Source organism: Pseudomonas sp. St386, from assembly GCF_018325865.1.
Classification (GTDB): domain Bacteria; phylum Pseudomonadota; class Gammaproteobacteria; order Pseudomonadales; family Pseudomonadaceae; genus Aquipseudomonas; species Aquipseudomonas brassicacearum.
Genome location: NZ_AP021900.1, coordinates 5700814 through 5720918, shown reverse-complemented (window position 1 = coordinate 5720918; position 20105 = coordinate 5700814). Strand labels below are relative to the sequence as shown.

Here is a 20105-nt window from a genome sequence, read left to right as displayed (position 1 = left end):
TTTACCGCTTGGGCTCATGCTAGAGTGCCCGGCCAAGACCCCGGAGCTTGTCATGCGTGTATTGATCCGCTGCGCCACTTTGCTGTTGATCTCCAGCCTGCCCTTGGCGGCCGAGGCTGCGCCGATGCACAGTCAGTTCCTGCCGCCTGATGACCTGGTGGTGCGCCAGGAGCAGCCTGAACAGCAGCAGTTGCTGCAAGTCACCGAGTATTCGGTGGTGCTGGGTAACCAGCGTCAGTCCAATCAGCAACCGATTCCAGTCACTTCGCCGCTGCTGGTCCGCCTCAAGGGCAAGCCGATGAACAAGGGGGCGACCCTCAGCCAGGTGATCCTTAACTTCGACGGCGAAAGCAAAAGCCTGAAGAAACCGGTCTTCGACGAGGCAAGCAAGACCCTGACGCTGTCTTATCCACAGGCCCAGTACCGGGTGGTCATCGATCTGCTGCGCAACAACACGGTCTATGTGCAGTTTCTCACTTACGCCAACGGCCATATCTGGGCCGACCTGCACACCGGTGCCGAACGCCCGCGTTGAGCCCCGAGGCCTGCCGGGGGTAAACTGCCCGCCCCGTGAACTGTGCGAGCTGGAGCCGGCAATGCGTAAAGACAAGAAACAAGTGATTGGCGACGAGATTGGCGATGAACAGATCAAGCTGTTCCTCAATTTCGAACCGGTCGATGCCACGTCGCCGTCGCTGCACAAACTGATCAAGGCCTACCGCGGCCTGCGGGTCGACGATTTCGAGCGTTTCCTGACGTTCTTCGTCGCGGCCGGTCATGACCTCAATGGCAAGGATGAACACGGCAACGATTTCGTCGCGCTGGTGCGCGACCAGCGTAATGCCGAGGATTACATCGATTTGATCGAGAAGGCGCGTGGCTGATTGATCCTGGGCCTGCTTCGCAGGCCAGCGGGAGCAAGCTCCCTCGCCACGAAAGCGTCACCCATAAAAAACGCCCCGCTCTCATGGAGAACGGGGCGTTTTTTTATGCGATCAAATCAAGCGTAGCTTTGAGTCTCGCTGCTTTCTTCAACCAGCTCCAGCGCGATGTTGTTCTGCGCATTGATCTTGCGATACAGCGCCGCGTCGGTTTCCAGCACTTTTTCTCGGGCCGGGAAGATCTCTGCGAGCTTGGTAGCCCACTCGCCCTTGGCTTTGTCCGGGAAGCAACGCTCGATCAGTTCCAGCATGATCGACACGGTCACCGAAGCACCCGGCGATGCGCCGAGCAGGGCGGCGAGGCTGCCGTCCTTGGCCGCCACCAGTTCGGTACCGAACTGCAGGACGCCACCTTTCTTCGGGTCTTTCTTGATGATCTGCACCCGCTGGCCGGCCACTTCCAGGCGCCAGTCCTCGGCCTTTGCCTCGGGGTAGAAGCGACGCAGGGATTCCAGGCGCTGTTCCATGGACTGCATCACTTCGCTGATCAGGTACTTGGTCAGGTCCATGTTGTCCCGGGCCACGGCCAGCATCGGGCCGATGTTGCCGGCACGTACCGACAGCGGCAGGTCCATGATCGAGCCGTGCTTGAGGAACTTGGTGGTGAAACCGGCGTATGGCCCGAACAGCAGGGATTTCTTGCCATCGACCACACGGGTGTCCAGGTGCGGCACCGACATCGGCGGCGAGCCCACGGCGGCCTGGCTGTAGACCTTGGCCTGGTGGTGCTTGACCACTTCCGGGTTGTCGCAACGCAGCCACTGGCCACTGACCGGGAAGCCGCCGAAGCCCTTGCTTTCCTCGATGCCCGAGGCTTGCAGCAACGGCAACGCCGCACCGCCGGCACCCAGGAACACGAACTTGGCGTCGACATCGCGGCTGCTGCCGGAATTGACGTCCTTGATGCTCACGGTCCAGCCACTGCCGTTACGCTTGAGGCCGGTGACGCGCTTGCAGTATTTGACCTGGGTGTCCGGGGCGCTGGTCAGGTGCTTGAGCAACTGGTTGGTCAGGGCGCCGAAGTTGACGTCGGTACCGTTCATGACACGGGTGGCGGCGATAACCTCATCGGCCGGCCGACCAGGCATCATCAGCGGCATCCACTCGGCCATCCGGGCCTTGTCCTCGGTGTATTCCATGTCGGCGAAGGCGTGATGCTGGTGCATCAGCTCGAAGCGCTTCTTCAGGAACGACACGCCTTTCTCGCCTTGCACGAAGCTCAGGTGTGGCACCGGGGCGATGAAGGACTTGGAGGAGCCGAACGTGCCTTTTCTGGTCAGGTACGTCCAGAACTGCTTCGACACCTCGAACTGGGTGTTGATGTGCACGGCCTTCTTGATGTCGACATTGCCGTCGGCTGCCTGGGGCGTGTAGTTGAGCTCACACAGCCCGGCGTGGCCGGTACCGGCGTTGTTCCACGGGTTGGAACTCTCCGCGGCACCGGAATCCATCAGCTCGACGACTTCCAGCGAGATCGCGGGGTCGAGCTCCTTGAGCAGTACGGCCAGGGTGGCACTCATGATGCCGGCCCCTACCAGAACTACATCGACTGCTTCGTTATGCGCCATTTAACGCGTCTCCAAAATCTGCAGCACCAAATTGTCGGCATAGCGGCCAAGAGTGGCGGGGCAGGTCAGTTGCGCCCCAGTTATCCATGGCCAGGATCGCCATGTCCGAATCTTCGCAATTTTTCGCACCTACTGCGGATGCATGCAGCCTGGCCTCAAGAGTCACATGAACTCATTTAAGCGCCGGGCAGGCAATTCGACTTATGGCCGAGACATCCGTTCGTGCAACCAAATCCGTAGCGGACAGGCTTCAGGCGCCGGTTCTTGAGCGATATCCGGTCCTGTGTCGTTGGGCTGTTTCAGACGCTAATGGTGCTTGTTCAGACGCAAAACTCTTCATTTGCTCGCCACACTCTCGTGAAGTTGTGAAAACCCGTTTTTTCACGCTCTTTTGAAGACGTGAACCTCAAAAAAGGGCTGTCCCAGCCTGGCACTGCGCCCGGTTTGGTTGCCCCCATGTAATACATGACAGGCAAAACGGGCAGACAGCTCAGTGACCGAGCGTAATGACAGCTCTGCAGATTCGCGAAAAGTGGTGATTTGCCTGGAGGAACAGCAAGCACGCCAGCTTCACTCGATCTGTGTGGGCGGCTCTCTGTGGGCGTTGCGGGGTGCCAATACCAGCGCATCAGCGGTGTTGCGAGGCCCGATCAGGAGACGTCCTTATAATCGGGGGGAGATTGTATCGAAGAAACGCAGGGAAATGGTCGTGTTTAATGACTTTTATTAGCCGTCCGGTCAGATGGTCAACAGCTGCCGGTTACGTGCGCGAGCAGGAAGCGCTTGCACGCGGGCGCTGGCGGGCAGTGGCTGGTGCAGCCAGTTGAGACGGATCTCTTCGATTTCCACCCAGCCTTCGCCCATGGGTTGCAGGCTGCACTGTTTGAACGCCTGGCAACGGCCGTCGCGATCGAGCAAGGCGAAGCTGCGGTGATGAGGACGAGGGGTGAACAGGGAAATAAGGAAGCGCATGATCGGATACCGGGTCAGGGAGCTTGGGATAAGCCTGACAGTGGGCTATGACATGCCGGTGTAAGGACCGTGACAATGGGGTGACAGGAACCGGCAACCATGGCCCGTGTCAGACATTTCAGTATTCATCGTGCGACGCTAGTTCACGGCGATGGCGCACCGCTATACTGCCGGCCTGTTTGTGCCCGATTCTGGAGAGAAGAGCATGTTGCAACGCCTGTTGTTCGGTTTGATCGCTGTGACCAGTCTGACCCTCGTCGGCTGCGCCCACAGCCCGCAACAACTTAACCCGGAGCCCAAGCTCAATGCCCAGCTGGCGCCTGTGGGTCGTGGCCAGCCGGTGGTGGTGCGGGTGGTGGACGGTCGTCCGTCGCCGACGCTCGGCACCCGTGGCGGGCTGTATCCGGAAACCAGTGTGATCACGGTGCAGGGCGCGCAGATCCTGCCCAAGCTGCAGGCCCAGGCTGAAGCCGCCGTGCGTTTGCTGGGCTTCACGCCGACCGCCAATGCCTTGAATGCACCGCAACTGACGGTGACCCTGGCCGAGCTCAAGTACCAGTCGCCCAAGGAAGGCATGTACGTGACCGAAGCGACCATCGGCGCGACCTTCCGCTCCGACGTGCAGAACGCCAACCGTCGCTATAGCGGCCGTTACGGTGCGTCCCTGGACCAGCGCTTCGGCATGGCACCTAACCAGGACACCAACACCAAGCTGGTCAGCGACGTCTTGAGCGATGCCCTGACCCGGCTGTTCAAGGACCCGACCATTGGCCAGGTACTGGCTGAGTAAGGTTTCGGCGGCATGACCCCTGGGCTGCAATGGCCCAGGGGGCGATGAGACTTTTGAAAGCAAGACCTGTGGGAGCAAGGCTTGCCCGCGATAGCGATCTGTCCTTCACAGCATTGTCGAAGGTGCTGCCCTCATCGCGGGCAAGCCTTGCTCCCACAGAGTGAAACCGTCATGCAGCCTCTGAGTACAGTTCCAGCACACTGATCCCGGTCAGCAGGTCTGTCTCCGGAAGATCGGCATGTTGATGGCCGCCCAGGGCGCAATACACCAGCCAATGTCGGTCCTGCACGTTGAAGGACAGGCTGTCGACGAGGTTCTGCTGTTCGTCGCTTGGGCTGATGAGATAGAGGCGGTCCTGGTTTTCGGCGTGCAGCATGACGGGTTCCGTGCAGGTTTGAAGGGCGACAGAGTGGCCTAATCAGATGACGAAACCGTGACGGGTGAAATTAACCCAGGGCGTGCTCCCTCGCCACAGAAGAACCCAGCGTTGCGGCGGGATCGTTACTGGTCGGAAAAAGCGGCGCAGGGCGTCAGGCTTTCGGTAGAATCCGCGCCCTGTTTGTAGGCCACGGACGTACCCTGTCCGTTTTTTCGCTTGAGGTTCGTGATGTCGTCGCATCTGCTTTCGTTGTTCGCCGCCCACCCCGCCAAACTGATCAACCTGCTCGCGTTGCTGTTTGCCTGCCCGGGCGGCTGGGTGCTGCATGCGACGCGCCGCCGTGAACAACGGGCGCGGGCCTGCCTTGAAGCGCGCAATCGCGATAGCAACGAACGATTTGAAGCGCTGCTGGATCTGGCCACTCAGCGGATGAACCGGTTTTTCTACCGGTTTGGCTTTGGCTGCCTGGCGCTGGCGTTGCTGGTGTCGTGGATCAGTACGCAGTTCTGACGCAGTAGCCGTGGAAAGGGCGTTTGCTCCCGCTGGGCAGCGCCCGTAGGAGCTGTGTAGGAGCTGTCGAGTGCAACGAGGCTGCGATCTCTCCCCAGACACTTGAATCTCAAGCGAAAGATCAAAAGATCGCAGCCTTCGGCAGCTCCTACACAAACCCAGCGTGAGCAAGCTCTCTCGTCGTGGCTTTAAAGCGCCAACCCCGCCTTGACCCGATACTGATTTCGCACCGGCGTTGCGTATTGCAGCACCAGGAACGGTCGGTGTTCCGGCGGGCAAGCGTCCAGCCGGCGCTGCCATTCCTGCTCGGCCTTGGCCAGCTCTTCGGCACCGAACACCTCGGCCGCCTTAGGCACCTGCAACTGCGGATCGGCGTCGGCCCATTGGGCGTAAGCCAGGTAATGCACCGGGAACAGGCGGTAGCCGCCGAGAATCTGCCGGTCCATCTCCTGGGCCAATTGCTTGGTGTCCTCGAACAGCTCGGTGATGGGCGCGGCGAAGTTCACGTGGACCCGGCCCTTGTAGCCGGTGATGCCCTTGGCGATGCTCACGTCGTCCTCGCCCGGGGCCTTGGTGTAAGTGCCGGTGGTGGCGCGGATGTACAACTCGCGGGCCTTGGCCTGGTCGCACGGGTCGTATTCGTAGCTGATCGACACCGGCGTAAGGTTCAGTGACTGGATCACCTCGCCGAACGGCTCGTCCTTGCGGCTCATGTGGAACATCTTGAGGATCGCCGATTCGGTCCGGTCGTCACCGTCCTTGGCTCGTCCTTCGGCCTGGGCGATCCAGATCGAGGCGCAGTCGTTGCGGATCGAATGGTTGATGTACGCCGACAACAACTGGTACGCCGCCATTTTTTCCCGCCGCCCGGTGATGGAGCGGTGCACGATGAAGCTCTTGTTCAGGCGCATCAGGTCGCTGACAAAGGGCTTTTGCAGCAGGTTGTCGCCAATGGCGATGCGCGGGGTCGGCAGGCCGGCGTGGTAGACGGCGTAGTTGACGAAGGCCGGGTCCATCACGATATCGCGGTGGTTGGCGATGAACAGGTACGCACTGCCAGACTTGAATTGCTCCACCCCGGTATAGGTCACGCCATCGGTGGCGCGCTCGATGGTGTGGTCGACGTAGAACTCCACCTTGTCCTGCAGCGTGGCGACCGACGTCACACCGGCGAACTCACGACGCAATCTTTGCGCTATAAGAGGTTTGAGCATCCAGCCGAAGGCGCCGGCCAGGCGTGGGAAGCGGAAGTGGGTGAGGATATCTAGAAACGCCTTGTCGCCAAGCAGTCGTGCCAGCACCGCTGGGACTTCGCTGTCGTCGTAAGGTCGGATGGCATCGAATTCGCCCATCATGCTCTCTTGTTGGAAACGGCTAGGGTAAGTAAAAGGTTCTAACGAAAAAACGACAGGGCACGGTCAGGAAGATAAGCCAGACAAAAATAGCCCTGCAAATAGACCGGCGATTATACGCACAAGTCACCTGGGAGACCGCGATGCTGGAAAGCGCTCATTATGAATGTCCCTATTGTGGGGAGGACGTTGAGACATCCCTGGACTTGTCCGGCGGCGACCAGACCTACATCGAGGATTGTCAGGTGTGTTGCCGGCCAATCACCTTTGTGTTGCAGGTCCATGGTGAGGAATGGCATCTCGAGGTCTTCAGAGAAGACGACTGACGGGGGGCAACACCGATGCGGCGAATCTACGAGCTGGAAAGCCTGATGGAAGGCGAGTTGCTGCAAGGCATGCTTGCCAGCGAAGGCATCACGGCGCATCTGGTGGGGCGCGATTTGCTGGGCGGTGCGGGGGAGTTGCCGATGCAGGGCTTGCTGGGACTGGCGGTGGAGGATGACCAGGCGCAATACGCCCGGGAGTTGATCGCCGCGTACAATGCCGCACTGCCGTTGCCCGGCGATGAACCGGACAGCTATCCCGGCACGCTGGTCTGTTAGGCTGGCGGCCGTTTGTTCGATCAAGAGTCGTGTTGCCCCATGTGTGGACGTTATGCCCTGTTTCGCTGGAACCCCACCTTTGCAGCCCTGCCCGGTTTTCCCGCCGATCAGAAGGCTCAATGGAATATTTCGCCCAACGATTCGGTGTTGATCCTGCGGGCCGGCGCCGAGGGCCAGCGCGAACTGGCCCGGGCACGCTGGGGGCTGACGCCGCCATGGCTGACCGACCTGTCCCGCACCCCGGCCCATGCCCGGGCCGAAACCGTGGCCGAGCAGCCGATGTTCCGAGAGGCCTTGCGCCTGCGCCGTTGCCTGCTGCCGGCCAATGGTTTCTATGAGTGGCGCGGCGGCACGCGCAAGCGTCCGTACTGGTTGACGCCGGGGGAGGGTTCGTCGCTGTTTTTCGCCGCGATCTGGGAAGCGTATCCGGTGCAGGAACAGGTGTGGCTGAGCACGGCGGTCATCACCCAACCGGCGGCGGGTCAGCGCCGGCCGTTGATCCTGGACGAAGAAGGCCAGCGCCTGTGGCTCGATCCCGAGACACCGCTGCATGCCTTGCAAGGGCTGCTGGCAAGCGAGCCGACGGTACTGCGCGAGCGAGTGCTGGCCAACATGGTCAATGATCCGAAGCTCAATGGGCCGGAGTGCTTGACTCCGGCTTGAGCTTTGCGGCGCTTGTATTGGCCTTATCGTCGGATCGCCGCCCGGAGCAGGCTCGCTCCCACAATAGGCTGCGGGTGTTCACAAAAAATGTGTTCACCGCCATCCCCCTGTGGCGTTACTCGTGATGCGGTTCACCCAGGAAGGTCAACGAGGTGAACACGCCACGGGTGGCCACGTCCTTGTTGTCCTTGAGTGCAATTTCCATCTGCGCCGCGATCACATTCAAGCCTTCGTTGCGCACCAGCACCTTGGCCCGGCCTTCTGCGTCGGTTTCAGTCGATACGGTGTTCGGCGCGCTGCGGTAGTCACCCACCAGTTTCACACCCGCTGCCGGTTTGCCGTCCAGCAGCACCCGTACCGGCAATGACTGGCCTGGCCCTACGGTCAGCGGGTCGACTTCCGGCAGGATCACGAACTTGATCGGTGCAAGCGTCGGCAGTTTCGCCCCCGGCTCATAGATCGCCAGGCTGTACTTGAACGTGTGGGTCGACTCGATCGCCCCGGGCACTTTGCTGCGGCCTTCGTTGATCCACTTCTTGTCCGCCGTCTGGGACCACATGCCGTTGTCCAGCGCCACGGCCAGCACCGCCGGTGGCTTGAGCGGTTGCAGGCGGGCGTGGTCCGGCAGGCGCTCGACGGTGACGGGGATCATCTTGCCGACCTGATCATAGGCCCAGGCACCGCTGATTTTCTGCGCCTTGAAGGCATTGTCTTCGGCGCCGTGGCCGTAGATCACTTCGATGTTGCCGCGACGCTGTTCGGTCCACAGGCCATGGGCCGAGGCCTGTGTGGCCAGGAGCAGGCCGAGCAGGGCGAAGGTCTTGGGGTATTTCATGCGGATGTTCCTTTTACAGAGCGAGGGTGAGACTGACGGTGAAGTTGCGCGGCTCGCCGGGGGTGACCCAGTAGTTGCTGTAGGCGCGCTCGTAGTACTTTTCATCGAAGACGTTGTTCAGGTTCAGCCCCACGGTGACGTCATCGCTGGCCTTGTAATGGGCCAGCAGATCCACGGTGTGGTAGGCCGGCAGTTCGAAGTCCTTGCCCGCTTCGCCCGAGCGATCGCCGACGTACGTGAACGCCGCGCCAACATCCGAACCGCGCAGGTGCCCGTCCTGGAATTCGTAGACGCCCAGCAGGCTGCCGCTGTGTTTGGCGACGCCAAGGATCCGGCTGCCCGTGGGGATTTGCTCGTCACCCTTGGTCACTTCGGCATCGATGTAGGCGAAGGCGCCAATCACCCGCACGGCGTCGGTCACCTGCCCGGTGACTTGCAGGTCGATGCCCTGGCTGCGGGCCTTGCCCATGGCGCGGCTGAAGTCGGTCCCGGCGACCGGGCTCAGGACGTTTTCCTTCTCTATATGGAACGCCGCCAGGGTGGTGCTCAGGCGATCGTCGAACAATTCGCTCTTGATCCCCACTTCATAGCCGACGCCTTCCTCGGGGTCGAAGGATTTACCGCCGGCATCCAGGCCATTGTTGGGTTTGAACGAGGTGGAGGCGTTGGCGAACAGGCCAACCTCGGGCGTCAGTTGATACAGCAGGCCGGCCCGCTGCGTCAGGGCATCGTGGCGTTGGCGGTTGGTGCGATCGCGGGTGTGATCGTCGATGCTCTGCTCGAAATGCTCATAGCGCACGCCGAGCATGCCCCGCAGTTTGTCGGTGAAGACGATCTGGTCTTGCAGGTTCAGCGCGCGGCTTTGCACATGTTCGAAGAAGTCGGTGCCGGTCCGAGTACCATTGGGTTTCGGCTGGCCGTAGATCGGCTGATAGATGTCGATGGGGTAGGTGCTGCCACCGATGGTGGTCACGCGCTCGTTCTTGCGGTAATCCTCATATTCGCTGCCGATCAGCAGTTCGTGTTGCCAGGGGCCGAGGTCGAACAGGCCGCGCAATTCCAGTTGGGTGATGCTGTCGTGCCAATTGTTGTCGCGCTCGCGATAGCGGCGGTTCACCGTGTGGCCATCGGCGTTCAGCGGGCGCGCTTCGGAGGCGAAGCCCCAGAGTTCACCCTGCTTGTAATGGCTGGCCAGGCGCAGTTGCCAGGTGTCGTTGAGCTGATGTTCGAGGGCGGCCTGGAGCATGTTGTTGTGATTGTCGATGTCGCCATCGTTGGGTTCGCCCAAAAAGGTCGAGCGGGAAACGCCGCTCCAGCGATTGTTCGGGGCGACGATGCCACGGTCGAACGTCGAGCTGTGGCGCACGATTTCGCTTTCCACCAGCAACCGGGTGTCGGGGTTCAATTGCCAGCTGATGGAAGGCGCGACGAAGACGCGCTGGCTGTCGACGTGATCGCGAAAGCTGTGGTTGTCCTCGACCGCCAGGTTGACCCGCGACAACAGGTTGCCTTCGGTGTCCAGTGGCCTGTTGACGTCCAGCGCGGTGCGGTAGCGATCCCAGCTGCCGGCGCTGGTTTGCAAGGTGGTGAAGGCTTCGGGCTGGGGTTTCTTGGTGACAATGTTCACCGTACCGCCGGGATCGCCACGGCCATACAGGCTGGCGGCTGGGCCCTTGAGCACTTCGATGCGTTCGATGTTCGCCGCGTCCGGCGTGCTCGGATAGCCACGGTTGGCGCTGAAACCATCCTTGTAGAATTCCGATGTCGTGAAGCCGCGCACGCTGTATTCGTAGAGCGTCAGGCCACCGAAGTTGTTCTGCTTCGATACACCGCCGGCGTATTCCAATGCTCGTTCGACGTTGGTGCTGCCCAGGTCCTTGAGCACGCTGGCGGGAATCACACTGATCGATTGCGGGATGTCGCGCAGGGCCGTGTCGGTTTTGGTGGCGCTGGCAGAGCGGGTGGCGCGATAGCCCGTGACGGGGCCGGTGGGGGATTCGTAGTCGGACGTCACGTTGACGGCGTCCAGTTCCAGAGGTTGGACTTCTTCGGCGTAGGCGGGATCGGCGAGCAAGCCCAGGGCGAGACTGGCAACGGAAATCCGTTTCAGGGATGACATGTTATGTTGTTCCAATTTTTAGTATTGAAACAATATAACACTACTAATGAGAATTTATGCTATCTGTATTTTCAGGTGAATCAGGATGAGATGACCGTCCCCACGCTCTGCGTGGGAATGCATACCGTGACGCTCTGCGTCACTTCCAGCAGTGGAACGCAGAGCGTCCCAGGCGACATTCCCACGCAGGAGCGTGGGAACGATCGATTCGCGCTAGTCGGCTATGACGCGGCTTACTGCTCTTCCTTGAGCGCCACTGGTGCCGGCGGTGGGCGCAGGCCGATTTCAGCGGTGAGCTTGAGCTCCTTGCCGTTGCGCATGACCTGGATCGTCACCTTGTCAGTGGGCTTGATCCGCGCCACCTGGTTCATCGAGCGGCGGCCATCGCCGGCCGGTTCGCCATCGATGCTCAGGATCACATCGCCCAGTTGCAGGCCGGCCTTCTGCGCCGGGCCGTCGCGGAAAATCCCCGCCACCACGATGCCGGGCCGCCCGGACAAGCCGAAGGACTCCGCCAGTTCCTGGGTCAGCGGCTGGACTTCAATGCCCAGCCAGCCGCGAATCACCTGGCCGTGTTCGATGATGGACTTCATCACCTCCATCGCCAGCTTCACCGGAATGGCGAAACCGATACCCTGGCTGCCGCCGGACTTGGAGAAGATCGCCGTGTTGATCCCAGTCAGGTTGCCGTTGGCATCCACCAGCGCGCCGCCGGAGTTGCCGGGGTTGATCGCAGCGTCGGTCTGGATGAAATCCTCGTAGTTGTTCAGGCCCAACTGATTGCGCCCGGTGGCGCTGATAATGCCCATGGTCACGGTCTGGCCGACGCCGAACGGGTTGCCGATGGCCAGGGCCACGTCGCCGATGCGGATGCTGTCGGAGCGGCCGATGGTGATGGCCGGCAGGTTCTTGAGGTCGATCTTCAGCACCGCGAGGTCGGTTTCCGGGTCGCTGCCGATCACTCGGGCCAGGGTTTCGCGGCCGTCCTTGAGGGCCACCACGATCTGGTCGGCACCACTGGTGACGTGGTTGTTGGTCAAAATATAACCTTCCGGGCTCATGATCACGCCCGACCCCAGGCTCGACTCCATGCGCTTCTGCTTGGGCGAGTTGTCGCCGAAGAAGCGCCGGAATTGCGGGTCTTCGAACAATGGATGGCTGGGTTTGTTGATGACCTTGGTGGTGTACAGGTTCACCACGGCTGGCGCCGCGGTGGTCACGGCGTCGGCATAGGACACCGGCCCCTGTTGCACCGCCTTGGTTTGCGGCGCCTGTTGCAGGTTGACGTCGAGGCTCGGCAGGCCCACCCATTCCGGGTAGCGCTGGATAATCAGTAGAGCGACAAGCACGCCGGCCAACAGCGGCCAGCCGGAAAAACGCAGCGCCTTGAGCATTAAGCACGTCCTACAAAGGTTGCAGGCGGTATGAGACCGCCCATAATGTCGCGCATTATACGAGGCCGCGCGTGCCTCTGAACGGGATATTTAGGAGTCTTTTCATGGCCGTAGCCCTGAACACCCTGGTCGAAGAAGCGGACCGTTACCTGGCCAGCAGCCGGATTGCCGATTATTGCCCCAACGGCCTGCAGGTCGAAGGCGCGCCCCAGGTGATGCGCATCGTCAGTGGCGTCACCGCCAGCCAGGCTTTGCTTGACGCTGCCGTCGAGGCCGAGGCCGACCTGGTGCTGGTGCATCACGGTTATTTCTGGAAGGGCGAGAACCCTTGTATCACCGGCATGAAACAGCGTCGTCTCAAGACGTTGCTCAAGCATGATATCAGCCTGTTGGCCTACCACTTGCCTTTGGACCTGCACCCGGAGGTGGGCAATAACGTGCAGTTGGCCCGCCAGTTGGACATCACCGTCGAGGGACCGCTGGATCCGGACAACCCCAAGATCGTCGGCCTGGTCGGCTCCCTGTCCGAACCGATGACGGCCCGGGATTTCGCGCGCAAGGTCCAGGAAGTCATGGGGCGTGAGCCGTTGTTGATCGAAGGCGAGCAAATGATCCGCCGAGTTGGTTGGTGCACGGGTGGTGGCCAGGGCTATATCGATCAGGCGGTGTTGGCCGGCGTCGACCTGTACCTCAGCGGCGAGGCGTCGGAGCAGACGTTCCACAGCGCGCGGGAAAACGGCATCAGCTTCATCGCCGCAGGGCATCATGCGACCGAGCGCTACGGTGTCCAGGCATTGGGTGACTACCTGGCGCGACGCTTTGCCCTGGAGCACATCTTCATCGATTGCCCGAATCCCATCTGACTGTTTATAACCCCTGTGGGAGCGAGCTTGCTCGCGATAGCGGCGGATCAGCCGACATTAATATGGCTGACACACCGTCATCGCGAGCAAGCTCGCTCCCACAGAAAAGCGTGTGCGGGGCCCGAACCGGCAGGCATATCCATATGCTGTTTCGATCTAGTTGGCGCCCTGATTAGAAGAGGTCGCTGTGCTAGGATTCCCCGCTCGAACACGGCCCGCTGGCCGTTCATAAGAAAGTTTTCGTGAGTAGCCATGGTCGACAAACTGACGCATCTGAAACAGCTGGAGGCGGAAAGCATCCACATCATCCGCGAGGTGGCCGCCGAGTTCGATAACCCGGTGATGCTGTACTCCATCGGTAAAGACTCCGCCGTGATGCTGCACCTGGCACGCAAGGCGTTCTTCCCCGGCAAGCTGCCGTTTCCGGTGATGCACGTCGACACCCGCTGGAAATTCCAGGAAATGTACAAGTTCCGCGATCGCATGGTCGAGGAACTGGGCCTGGACCTGATCACCCATGTGAACCCGGACGGCGTGGCGCAGGGCATCAACCCATTCACCCACGGCAGTGCCAAGCACACCGACATCATGAAGACCGAAGGCCTCAAGCAGGCCTTGGACAAATATGGTTTCGACGCCGCGTTTGGCGGTGCCCGTCGCGATGAAGAGAAATCCCGCGCCAAGGAGCGCGTGTACTCGTTCCGTGACAGCAAGCATCGCTGGGACCCGAAGAACCAGCGCCCGGAGTTGTGGAACGTCTACAACGGCAAGGTCAACAAAGGCGAGTCGATCCGGGTATTCCCGCTGTCGAACTGGACCGAGCTGGACATCTGGCAGTACATCTACCTCGAAGGCATCCCGATCGTGCCGCTGTATTTTGCCGCCGAGCGTGAAGTGATCGAGAAGAACGGCACGCTGATCATGATCGACGACGAGCGCATCCTCGAGCACCTGTCCGACGAAGACAAAGCCCGTATCGTCAAGAAGAAAGTGCGTTTCCGTACCCTTGGCTGCTACCCGTTGACGGGCGCGGTGGAGTCCGAGGCTGAAAGCCTGACGGACATCATCCAGGAAATGCTCCTGACGCGAACTTCCGAGCGCCAGGGCCGGGTCATCGACCACGATGGCGCAGGCTCGATGGAAGATAAAAAACGTCAAGGTTATTTCTAAGGGGCTGTCATGTCGCATCAATCTGATTTGATCAGCGAGGACATCCTCGCCTACCTGGGCCAGCACGAGCGCAAAGAGCTGCTGCGTTTCCTGACCTGCGGTAACGTCGACGACGGCAAGAGCACCCTGATCGGGCGCCTGCTGCACGACTCCAAGATGATCTACGAAGATCATCTGGAAGCCATCACCCGCGATTCGAAGAAAGTCGGCACCACCGGTGACGATATCGACCTGGCGTTGCTGGTCGACGGCCTGCAGGCCGAGCGCGAGCAAGGCATCACCATCGATGTCGCCTACCGCTATTTCTCCACCGCCAAGCGTAAATTCATCATCGCCGATACCCCAGGCCATGAGCAGTACACCCGCAACATGGCTACCGGTGCCTCCACCTGTGACCTGGCGATCATCCTGGTGGACGCGCGCTACGGCGTGCAGACCCAGACCCGTCGCCACAGCTTCATCGCCTCGTTGCTGGGTATCAAGCACATCGTCGTGGCCATCAACAAGATGGACCTCAAGGACTTCGACCAGGGCGTGTTCGAGTCGATCAAGGCCGACTACCTGAAGTTCGCCGAAGGCTTGAAGATGAAGCCCACCAGCATGCACTTCGTGCCGATGTCCGCCCTCAAGGGCGACAACGTGGTGAACAAGTCCGAGCGTTCGCCGTGGTACACCGGCCAGTCGCTGATGGAAATCCTCGAGACGGTGGAAGTGGCGGGCGACCGTAACTTCACCGACCTGCGTTTCCCAGTGCAGTACGTCAACCGTCCGAACCTGAACTTCCGCGGTTTCGCCGGCACCCTCGCCAGCGGCATCGTGCACAAGGGCGACGAAGTGGTGGTGCTGCCCTCGGGCAAGAGCAGCCGCGTGAAATCCATCGTCACCTTCGAAGGCGAGCTGGAACAGGCAGGTCCTGGCCAGGCGGTAACGCTGACCATGGAAGACGAAATCGACATCTCCCGTGGCGACCTGCTGGTGCATGCCGACAACGTGCCGCCGGTCACCGACAGCTTCGAAGCGATGCTGGTGTGGATGGCCGAAGAGCCGATGCTGCCGGGCAAGAAATACGACATCAAGCGCGCCACCAGCTACGTGCCGGGCTCGATTGCCAGCATCGTCAACAAGGTGGATGTGAACACCTTGGAAGAAGGTCCGGCCAGCGCGTTGCAGCTCAACGAAATCGGCAAGGTGAAGATCGCCCTGGATGCGCCGATCGCCCTGGACGGTTACGAGAGCAACCGCACCACCGGCGCGTTCATCATCATCGATCGCCTGACCAATGGCACGGTCGGTGCCGGCATGATCGTCGCCCAGCCGCTGGCTCACGGCAGCAGCACGCACCACGGCAAGCTGGCCCATGTGTCGGTGGAGGAACGCGCCCAGCGTTTCGGCCAGCAGCCAGCCACGGTCCTGTTCAGTGGCCTGTCGGGCGCTGGCAAAAGCACGCTGGCCTATGCGGTCGAGCGCAAGCTGTTCGACTCGGGCCGTGCGGTCTTTGTCCTCGATGGCCAGAACCTGCGTCATGACCTGAACAAGGGCTTGCCGCAGGATCGCTCCGGACGTACCGAGAACTGGCGCCGTGCGGCTCATGTCGCCCGTCAGTTCAACGAAGCCGGCCTGCTGACCCTCGCCGCGTTTGTCGCCCCGGATGCCGAAGGCCGCGAACAGGCCAAGGCGCTGATCGGCAAGGAGCGTCTGCTGACCGTCTACGTCCAGGCCTCGCCAACGGTGTGTGCCCAGCGTGATCCGCAAGGGCTGTATGCCGCCGCTGGCGACAACATCCCGGGCGAATCCTTCCCGTATGACGTGCCGCTGGATGCCGACCTGGTGATCGACACCCAGTCGCTGACCCTGGAAGAGAGCGTCAAGCAGGTGCTCGATCTGCTGCGCAAGCGTGGGGCGATCTAAGGCAAGTCGCTGTAACTAAAAGCCCGCAGATGAGTGATCATCTGCGGGCTTTCTGTTGTCTGGAAGGACGCTATCGCGAGCAAGCTCGCTCCCACAATGGTCAGCGGTGGAGCAAATGTGGGAGCGAGCTTGCTCGCGATGAGGCCAGTGCAGCCACCTCAAGACTTGGCGGGATACTCCCGATGCATCTGCGCAAGCAACGCATCCTTGTCCTGCCACAACTGGTTGATCCAGCCCTGGAACTCCAGGCGATACACGCCATCCTGATCGTAGTTCTTGCCGATGAACTGCGGTGGGATCTTCAGTTCCTGGAAATGCACCACCACCTCTCCAACGTTGCCGCAGAGCAAATCCCAATACCCCGGACGACCGCCTGGATAATGAATGGTCACGTTGATGATCGACTCCAGCTGTTCACCCATGGCATCCAGTACAAACGCGATGCCGCCGGCCTTGGGCTTGAGCAGGTAGCGAAACGGTGACTGCTGCTGGGCATGCTTGCCGTCGGTGAAGCGCGTGCCTTCGACGAAATTGAAAATGCCCACGGGGTTGTCGCGAAACTTCGCGCAGGTCTTGCGGGTGGTTTCCAGGTCCTTGCCTTTCTTTTCCGGATGCTTTTCCAGGTAAGCCTTGGAGTAGCGCTTCATGAACGGGAACCCCAGCGCCCACCAGGCCAGGCCGATCACCGGCACCCAGATCAGTTCCTGCTTGAGAAAGAACTTCAACGGCCGGATGCGTCGGTTCAGCACGTACTGCAAAACCATGATGTCGACCCAGCTCTGGTGGTTGCTGGTGATCAGGTACGAATGCTGGTAGTCCAGGCCCTCCAGGCCGCTGAGGTGCCAGCGGGTACGACGCAGCAGGTTCATCCAGGCCTTGTTGTTGCTGATCCAGGCTTCGTGGATGTGGCCCATCAACCAGTCGGTGAAGCGCTGGGCAGCGGGGAAGGGCAGCAGCAATTTGAAAATCGCCACGATGAACAGCGGCGTGCAGCAGGCGATGGTGTTCAGCGCCAATAGCAGCGAGGCAATGACGCCGCGCAAGGGGGCAGGCAAGAAGTCCAGCATTTAAATGTCCAAAGGTCGGTTGGCGGCTTGGATCGCGGTCAGGGCGATGGTGTACACGATGTCGTCGACCTGGGCGCCGCGCGGCAAGTCATTCACCGGTTTGCGCAAGCCTTGCAGCATCGGCCCGAGGCTGACGCAATCTGCGCTGCGCTGCACGGCCTTGTGAGTGGTGTTGCCGGTGTTGAGGTCCGGGAAGATGAACACCGTCGCCCGGCCGGCCACCTGACTGTTGGGCGCCAATTGCCGTGCCACGGTTTCGTTGGCGGCGGCGTCGTATTGCAGCGGACCATCGATCAACAGACCGTGCTGGGCCTCGTGGGCCAGCAGGGTGGCTTCGCGAACTTTTTCCACTTCTTCGCCACTGGCCGACTCACCGCTGGAGTAGCTGAGCATCGCCACCCGCGGTGTGATGCCGAACGCGGCGGCCGAGTCGGCACTTTGCAGGGCGATTTCCGCCAGCTCCGCAGCGCTGGGGTGAGGGTTCATCACGCAGTCGCCGTAGACCAGCACTTCTTCGGGGAACAGCATGAAAAACACCGAGGACACCAGTGAGCATCCTGGCGCGGTCTTGATCAGTTGCAGGGCCGGACGGATGGTGTTGGCGGTGGAGTGGATGACGCCGGATACCAGCCCGTCCACTTCATCCAGGGCCAGCATCATGGTGCCGATGACCACGGTGTCTTCCAGTTGCTGCTCGGCCATCGGTGCGTTCAGGCTCTTGCTCTTGCGCAACCTCACCATCGGTTCGACGTAGCGTTCGCGAATCGAATCCGGGTCGAGAATTTCCAGGCCCGGCGGCAGTTCGATGCCTTGGGCGCGGGCCACCGCTTCGACGTCGGCCGGTTTTGCCAGCAACACGCAGCGGGCAATGCCCCGGGCCTGGCAAATGGCGGCGGCCTGGACGGTCAACGGTTCGCTGCCCTCGGGCAGCACGATGCGTTTGTTGGCGGCCTGGGCGCGCTGGATCAACTGATAGCGGAACACCGCTGGCGACAGGCGCATTTCCCGTGGCGTGCCGCAGCGCTGGTGCAGCCACTTGGCGTCCAGGTGGCTGGCGACGAAATCGGTGATGATCTCCGCACGTTCGCGGTCATCGATGGGGATTTCCTTGTTCAAGCCGTTGAGCAGGTTGGCGGTGTCGTAGGAGCCGGTGCTCACCGACAGCACCGGCAACCCCGCCTGCAAGGCGCCGCGACACAAGTCCATGATGCGCGGGTCGGGCAGGGTGTCGCTGGTCAGCAGCAGGCCGGCCAGCGGCACGCCATTGAGCGCCGCCAGGCTCACGGCCAGGATGATGTCGTCGCGATCGCCGGGGGTCACCACCAGCACGCCGGGCTTGAGCAGTTCCACGGTGTTGCGCATGGTACGGGCGCAAATGATGATGTTGCTCATGCGCCGGCTTTCGTAGTCGCCGGCATTGAGCACCTGCGCGCCCATCAGGTCGGCCACGTCGCGGGTGCGCGGAGCGTTGAGCTCGGGGCGAAACGGGATGCAGCCGAGCAGGCGGAAATCGCCGCTGCGCAGCAAGGGCGAGTGCTCCTTGAGCCGTGCGGAAAACGCCTCCATGCTTTCGTCGGTGCGGACCTTGTTCAGGATCACTCCGAGAACTTTCGGGTCCTTCGGCCCGCCAAACAACTGTGCCTGCAATTCTACCCGGCCAGACAGTTCGGTCAGCACTTCGTTTTCCGGCGCCGACACCAGGATGACCTCGGCGTCCAGGCTCTTGGCCAGGTGCAGGTTGACCCGGGCGGCGTAGCTGGCGTTGCGGGTCGGGACCATGCCTTCGACGACCAGCACGTCCTTGCCGATGGCCGCCTGCTGATAAAGGGTAATGATTTCTTCCAGCAGCTCATCGAGCTGGCCGTCGCCGAGCATGCGCTCGACGTGCGCCAGGCCCAGGGGCTGCGGCGGCTTGAGGCCGTGGGTGCGGGCCACCAGCTCGGTGGAGCGTTCCGGCCCGGTGTCGCCGGGGTGAGGTTGGGCAATGGGTTTGAAAAAGCCGACTTTCAGTCCGGCCCGTTCAAGGGTACGCACCAGCCCGAGGCTGATGGAGGTCAGGCCCACACCAAAATCGGTGGGCGCGATAAAAAAAGTTTGCATGCGAATTCTCTAAGGGGGAATGGCGCGGCCTATGACTGGCCGTCTACCCACAATTCAGTCGTCAAGGTTATCGCTAACCGGGCCTTGAGCGCACCAGCCGCAATCAAAGGGCTGGCCTATTTTTTCAATACGTTGCCCGGGGTCCTGCACCCAGGCCCGGGACTGCCACGGTGGCTGGTGACGCAGATGCTGAGTATGGCCACAAGACAGCTCGGCCACCCAGTGCCCGTCCTCGTCCTGATGGAAACCGGTGACCGTCGGTCTGTTCGGGCAAGTCCGTTTGTCCGGGTTCCGTTCGCTTTCGGGCAAATCCTTGTTTAGACTTGTCCGTTCTTCATTCTTATGCAAAAGGTCTCGCCCCATGCTGATCGCCGCCAATAAGGCTGTCTCCATCGACTATACCCTGACCAACGACGCTGGTGAGGTCATCGACAGCTCTGCCGGCGGCGCTCCGCTGGTCTACCTGCATGGCGCAGGCAACATCATCCAGGGCTTGGAAAAAGCCCTGGAAGGCAAAACGGTCGGTGACGACCTGAACGTTACCGTCGAGCCGGAAGACGCCTATGGCGAATACTCCGCCGAACTGGTCAGCACCCTGAGCCGCAGCATGTTCGAAGGCGTCGATGAGCTGGAAGTGGGCATGCAGTTCCACGCTTCCGCCCCCGATGGTCAGATGCAGATCGTCACCATTCGCGACCTGGAAGGCGACGACGTCACCGTTGACGGCAACCACCCGCTGGCTGGCCAGCGCTTGAACTTCAAAGTCAAGATCGTCGACATCCGTGACGCCAGCCAGGAAGAAATCGCCCATGGTCACGTCCATGGCGAAGGCGGCCATCACCACTGATTTGTGCGCTACGCTCAAATGACCA

The 20105-nt window shown here is 61.2% G+C and carries 21 protein-coding genes; 11 read left to right on the top strand and 10 right to left on the bottom strand.

All coding sequences use genetic code 11. The features are described 5' to 3' along the window. Positions 1-52: 52 nt before the first annotated feature. Positions 53-535: a hypothetical protein gene (locus KI235_RS25305; RefSeq protein WP_003205495.1), complete on the top strand. Its 483-nt coding sequence runs from the start codon at positions 53-55 to the stop codon at positions 533-535. A gap of 61 nt (positions 536-596) precedes the next feature. Continuing rightward, positions 597-884 (top strand): PA4642 family protein, encoded by a 288-nt coding sequence (locus tag KI235_RS25300; RefSeq protein WP_003205493.1) that lies wholly within the window; start codon positions 597-599, stop codon positions 882-884. 116 nt (positions 885-1000) lie between these two features. Here KI235_RS25300 and mqo read toward each other — a convergent pair whose 3' ends face one another. Together mqo and KI235_RS25290 are read right to left on the bottom strand one after the other, a co-directional pair. Continuing rightward, positions 1001-2509, bottom strand: coding sequence for a malate dehydrogenase (quinone) (gene mqo, locus KI235_RS25295; RefSeq protein WP_003205492.1), 1509 nt, complete (start codon positions 2507-2509; stop codon positions 1001-1003). A 738-nt stretch (positions 2510-3247) separates the two neighbouring features. Further along, positions 3248-3481, bottom strand: a complete 234-nt coding sequence (locus KI235_RS25290; protein WP_003205490.1) for a hypothetical protein — start codon at positions 3479-3481, stop codon at positions 3248-3250. 205 nt (positions 3482-3686) lie between these two features. Here KI235_RS25290 and KI235_RS25285 point away from each other — a divergent pair, with 205 nt between their 5' ends. Beyond that, a complete protein-coding gene (locus KI235_RS25285) occupies positions 3687-4271 on the top strand; it encodes a YajG family lipoprotein (RefSeq protein ID WP_003205489.1) in 585 nt (194 codons plus the stop codon). 169 nt (positions 4272-4440) lie between these two features. Here the strand turns inward: KI235_RS25285 and KI235_RS25280 are convergent, their stop codons facing one another. Next, on the bottom strand, positions 4441-4647 hold the full coding sequence (locus KI235_RS25280) for a hypothetical protein (RefSeq protein WP_014340170.1): 207 nt from the start codon (positions 4645-4647) through the stop codon (positions 4441-4443). 231 nt (positions 4648-4878) lie between these two features. Between KI235_RS25280 and KI235_RS25275 the strand changes: the two genes are divergently transcribed. Continuing rightward, a complete protein-coding gene (locus tag KI235_RS25275) occupies positions 4879-5160 on the top strand; it encodes a hypothetical protein (protein ID WP_003205486.1) in 282 nt (93 codons plus the stop codon). 188 nt (positions 5161-5348) lie between these two features. Here KI235_RS25275 and KI235_RS25270 read toward each other — a convergent pair whose 3' ends face one another. After that, complete coding sequence (locus KI235_RS25270) at positions 5349-6515, bottom strand: 1-acyl-sn-glycerol-3-phosphate acyltransferase (RefSeq protein WP_032833016.1); 1167 nt, start codon at positions 6513-6515, stop codon at positions 5349-5351. Between the two features lie 140 nt (positions 6516-6655). Here KI235_RS25270 and KI235_RS25265 point away from each other — a divergent pair, with 140 nt between their 5' ends. The 3 genes from KI235_RS25265 to KI235_RS25255 are packed head-to-tail and all read left to right on the top strand — an operon-like array spanning position 6656 to position 7777. Continuing rightward, positions 6656-6838, top strand: coding sequence for a CPXCG motif-containing cysteine-rich protein (locus KI235_RS25265; RefSeq protein ID WP_003205483.1), 183 nt, complete (start codon positions 6656-6658; stop codon positions 6836-6838). Between the two features lie 15 nt (positions 6839-6853). Continuing rightward, positions 6854-7114 carry a DUF2007 domain-containing protein gene (locus KI235_RS25260; RefSeq protein WP_003205482.1) on the top strand — a complete coding sequence of 87 codons (261 nt, stop codon included), beginning with the start codon at positions 6854-6856 and terminating at the stop codon, positions 7112-7114. Positions 7115-7153: 39 nt separating this feature from the next. Further along, positions 7154-7777, top strand: a complete 624-nt coding sequence (locus tag KI235_RS25255; protein ID WP_003205480.1) for an SOS response-associated peptidase — start codon at positions 7154-7156, stop codon at positions 7775-7777. 115 nt (positions 7778-7892) lie between these two features. Here KI235_RS25255 and KI235_RS25250 read toward each other — a convergent pair whose 3' ends face one another. From KI235_RS25250 to algW, 3 genes are all read right to left on the bottom strand, one after another. Beyond that, positions 7893-8612 carry a DUF4198 domain-containing protein gene (locus KI235_RS25250; protein ID WP_013694201.1) on the bottom strand — a complete coding sequence of 240 codons (720 nt, stop codon included), beginning with the start codon at positions 8610-8612 and terminating at the stop codon, positions 7893-7895. A 13-nt stretch (positions 8613-8625) separates the two neighbouring features. Then, a complete protein-coding gene (locus tag KI235_RS25245; protein ID WP_013694200.1) occupies positions 8626-10731 on the bottom strand; it encodes a TonB-dependent siderophore receptor in 2106 nt (701 codons plus the stop codon). A 233-nt stretch (positions 10732-10964) separates the two neighbouring features. Beyond that, positions 10965-12125, bottom strand: a complete 1161-nt coding sequence (gene algW, locus KI235_RS25240; protein WP_003205476.1) for a Do family serine endopeptidase AlgW — start codon at positions 12123-12125, stop codon at positions 10965-10967. 104 nt (positions 12126-12229) lie between these two features. On the opposite strand from algW, the gene KI235_RS25235 reads away from it, so the two are divergent. From KI235_RS25235 to cysN, 3 genes are all read left to right on the top strand, one after another. Next, entirely contained in the window at positions 12230-12988 is a 759-nt protein-coding gene (locus KI235_RS25235; RefSeq protein ID WP_003205474.1) for a Nif3-like dinuclear metal center hexameric protein, read from the top strand. Between the two features lie 252 nt (positions 12989-13240). Next, positions 13241-14158 (top strand): sulfate adenylyltransferase subunit CysD, encoded by a 918-nt coding sequence (gene cysD, locus KI235_RS25230; RefSeq protein ID WP_003178041.1) that lies wholly within the window; start codon positions 13241-13243, stop codon positions 14156-14158. Between the two features lie 9 nt (positions 14159-14167). Continuing rightward, on the top strand, positions 14168-16066 hold the full coding sequence (gene cysN / locus KI235_RS25225) for a sulfate adenylyltransferase subunit CysN (protein ID WP_003205472.1): 1899 nt from the start codon (positions 14168-14170) through the stop codon (positions 16064-16066). Positions 16067-16224: 158 nt separating this feature from the next. On the opposite strand, the gene KI235_RS25220 is transcribed toward cysN, so the two are convergent. From KI235_RS25220 to KI235_RS25210, 3 genes are read right to left on the bottom strand one after another with little or no spacing between them, the layout of a single operon-like run. After that, positions 16225-17133, bottom strand: coding sequence for an acyltransferase (locus KI235_RS25220; RefSeq protein WP_003205471.1), 909 nt, complete (start codon positions 17131-17133; stop codon positions 16225-16227). After that, a complete protein-coding gene (gene pta / locus KI235_RS25215) occupies positions 17134-19233 on the bottom strand; it encodes a phosphate acetyltransferase (protein ID WP_003205469.1) in 2100 nt (699 codons plus the stop codon). A 54-nt stretch (positions 19234-19287) separates the two neighbouring features. Beyond that, positions 19288-19626, bottom strand: coding sequence for a DUF3565 domain-containing protein (locus KI235_RS25210; RefSeq protein WP_013694198.1), 339 nt, complete (start codon positions 19624-19626; stop codon positions 19288-19290). Here KI235_RS25210 and KI235_RS25205 point away from each other — a divergent pair. Continuing rightward, positions 19595-20080, top strand: a complete 486-nt coding sequence (locus tag KI235_RS25205; protein WP_003205467.1) for a peptidylprolyl isomerase — start codon at positions 19595-19597, stop codon at positions 20078-20080. The genes KI235_RS25210 and KI235_RS25205 overlap by 32 nt on opposite strands. Positions 20081-20105 lie beyond the last annotated feature (25 nt).

Bases quoted from the DNA above. Each gene is read 5' to 3' on its own strand.
- KI235_RS25305 (WP_003205495.1), top strand. From the start codon at position 53: ATGCGTGTATTGATCCGCTGCGCCACTTTGCTGTTGATCTCCAGCCTG.
- KI235_RS25300 (WP_003205493.1), top strand. From the start codon at position 597: ATGCGTAAAGACAAGAAACAAGTGATTGGCGACGAGATTGGCGATGAA.
- mqo (WP_003205492.1), bottom strand. From the start codon at position 2,509: ATGGCGCATAACGAAGCAGTCGATGTAGTTCTGGTAGGGGCCGGCATC.
- KI235_RS25290 (WP_003205490.1), bottom strand. From the start codon at position 3,481: ATGCGCTTCCTTATTTCCCTGTTCACCCCTCGTCCTCATCACCGCAGC.
- KI235_RS25285 (WP_003205489.1), top strand. From the start codon at position 3,687: ATGTTGCAACGCCTGTTGTTCGGTTTGATCGCTGTGACCAGTCTGACC.
- KI235_RS25280 (WP_014340170.1), bottom strand. From the start codon at position 4,647: ATGCTGCACGCCGAAAACCAGGACCGCCTCTATCTCATCAGCCCAAGC.
- KI235_RS25275 (WP_003205486.1), top strand. From the start codon at position 4,879: ATGTCGTCGCATCTGCTTTCGTTGTTCGCCGCCCACCCCGCCAAACTG.
- KI235_RS25270 (WP_032833016.1), bottom strand. From the start codon at position 6,515: ATGATGGGCGAATTCGATGCCATCCGACCTTACGACGACAGCGAAGTC.
- KI235_RS25265 (WP_003205483.1), top strand. From the start codon at position 6,656: ATGCTGGAAAGCGCTCATTATGAATGTCCCTATTGTGGGGAGGACGTT.
- KI235_RS25260 (WP_003205482.1), top strand. From the start codon at position 6,854: ATGCGGCGAATCTACGAGCTGGAAAGCCTGATGGAAGGCGAGTTGCTG.
- KI235_RS25255 (WP_003205480.1), top strand. From the start codon at position 7,154: ATGTGTGGACGTTATGCCCTGTTTCGCTGGAACCCCACCTTTGCAGCC.
- KI235_RS25250 (WP_013694201.1), bottom strand. From the start codon at position 8,612: ATGAAATACCCCAAGACCTTCGCCCTGCTCGGCCTGCTCCTGGCCACA.
- KI235_RS25245 (WP_013694200.1), bottom strand. From the start codon at position 10,731: ATGTCATCCCTGAAACGGATTTCCGTTGCCAGTCTCGCCCTGGGCTTG.
- algW (WP_003205476.1), bottom strand. From the start codon at position 12,125: ATGCTCAAGGCGCTGCGTTTTTCCGGCTGGCCGCTGTTGGCCGGCGTG.
- KI235_RS25235 (WP_003205474.1), top strand. From the start codon at position 12,230: ATGGCCGTAGCCCTGAACACCCTGGTCGAAGAAGCGGACCGTTACCTG.
- cysD (WP_003178041.1), top strand. From the start codon at position 13,241: ATGGTCGACAAACTGACGCATCTGAAACAGCTGGAGGCGGAAAGCATC.
- cysN (WP_003205472.1), top strand. From the start codon at position 14,168: ATGTCGCATCAATCTGATTTGATCAGCGAGGACATCCTCGCCTACCTG.
- KI235_RS25220 (WP_003205471.1), bottom strand. From the start codon at position 17,133: ATGCTGGACTTCTTGCCTGCCCCCTTGCGCGGCGTCATTGCCTCGCTG.
- pta (WP_003205469.1), bottom strand. From the start codon at position 19,233: ATGCAAACTTTTTTTATCGCGCCCACCGATTTTGGTGTGGGCCTGACC.
- KI235_RS25205 (WP_003205467.1), top strand. From the start codon at position 19,595: ATGCTGATCGCCGCCAATAAGGCTGTCTCCATCGACTATACCCTGACC.
- KI235_RS25210 (WP_013694198.1), bottom strand. From the start codon at position 19,626: ATGGAGACAGCCTTATTGGCGGCGATCAGCATGGGGCGAGACCTTTTG.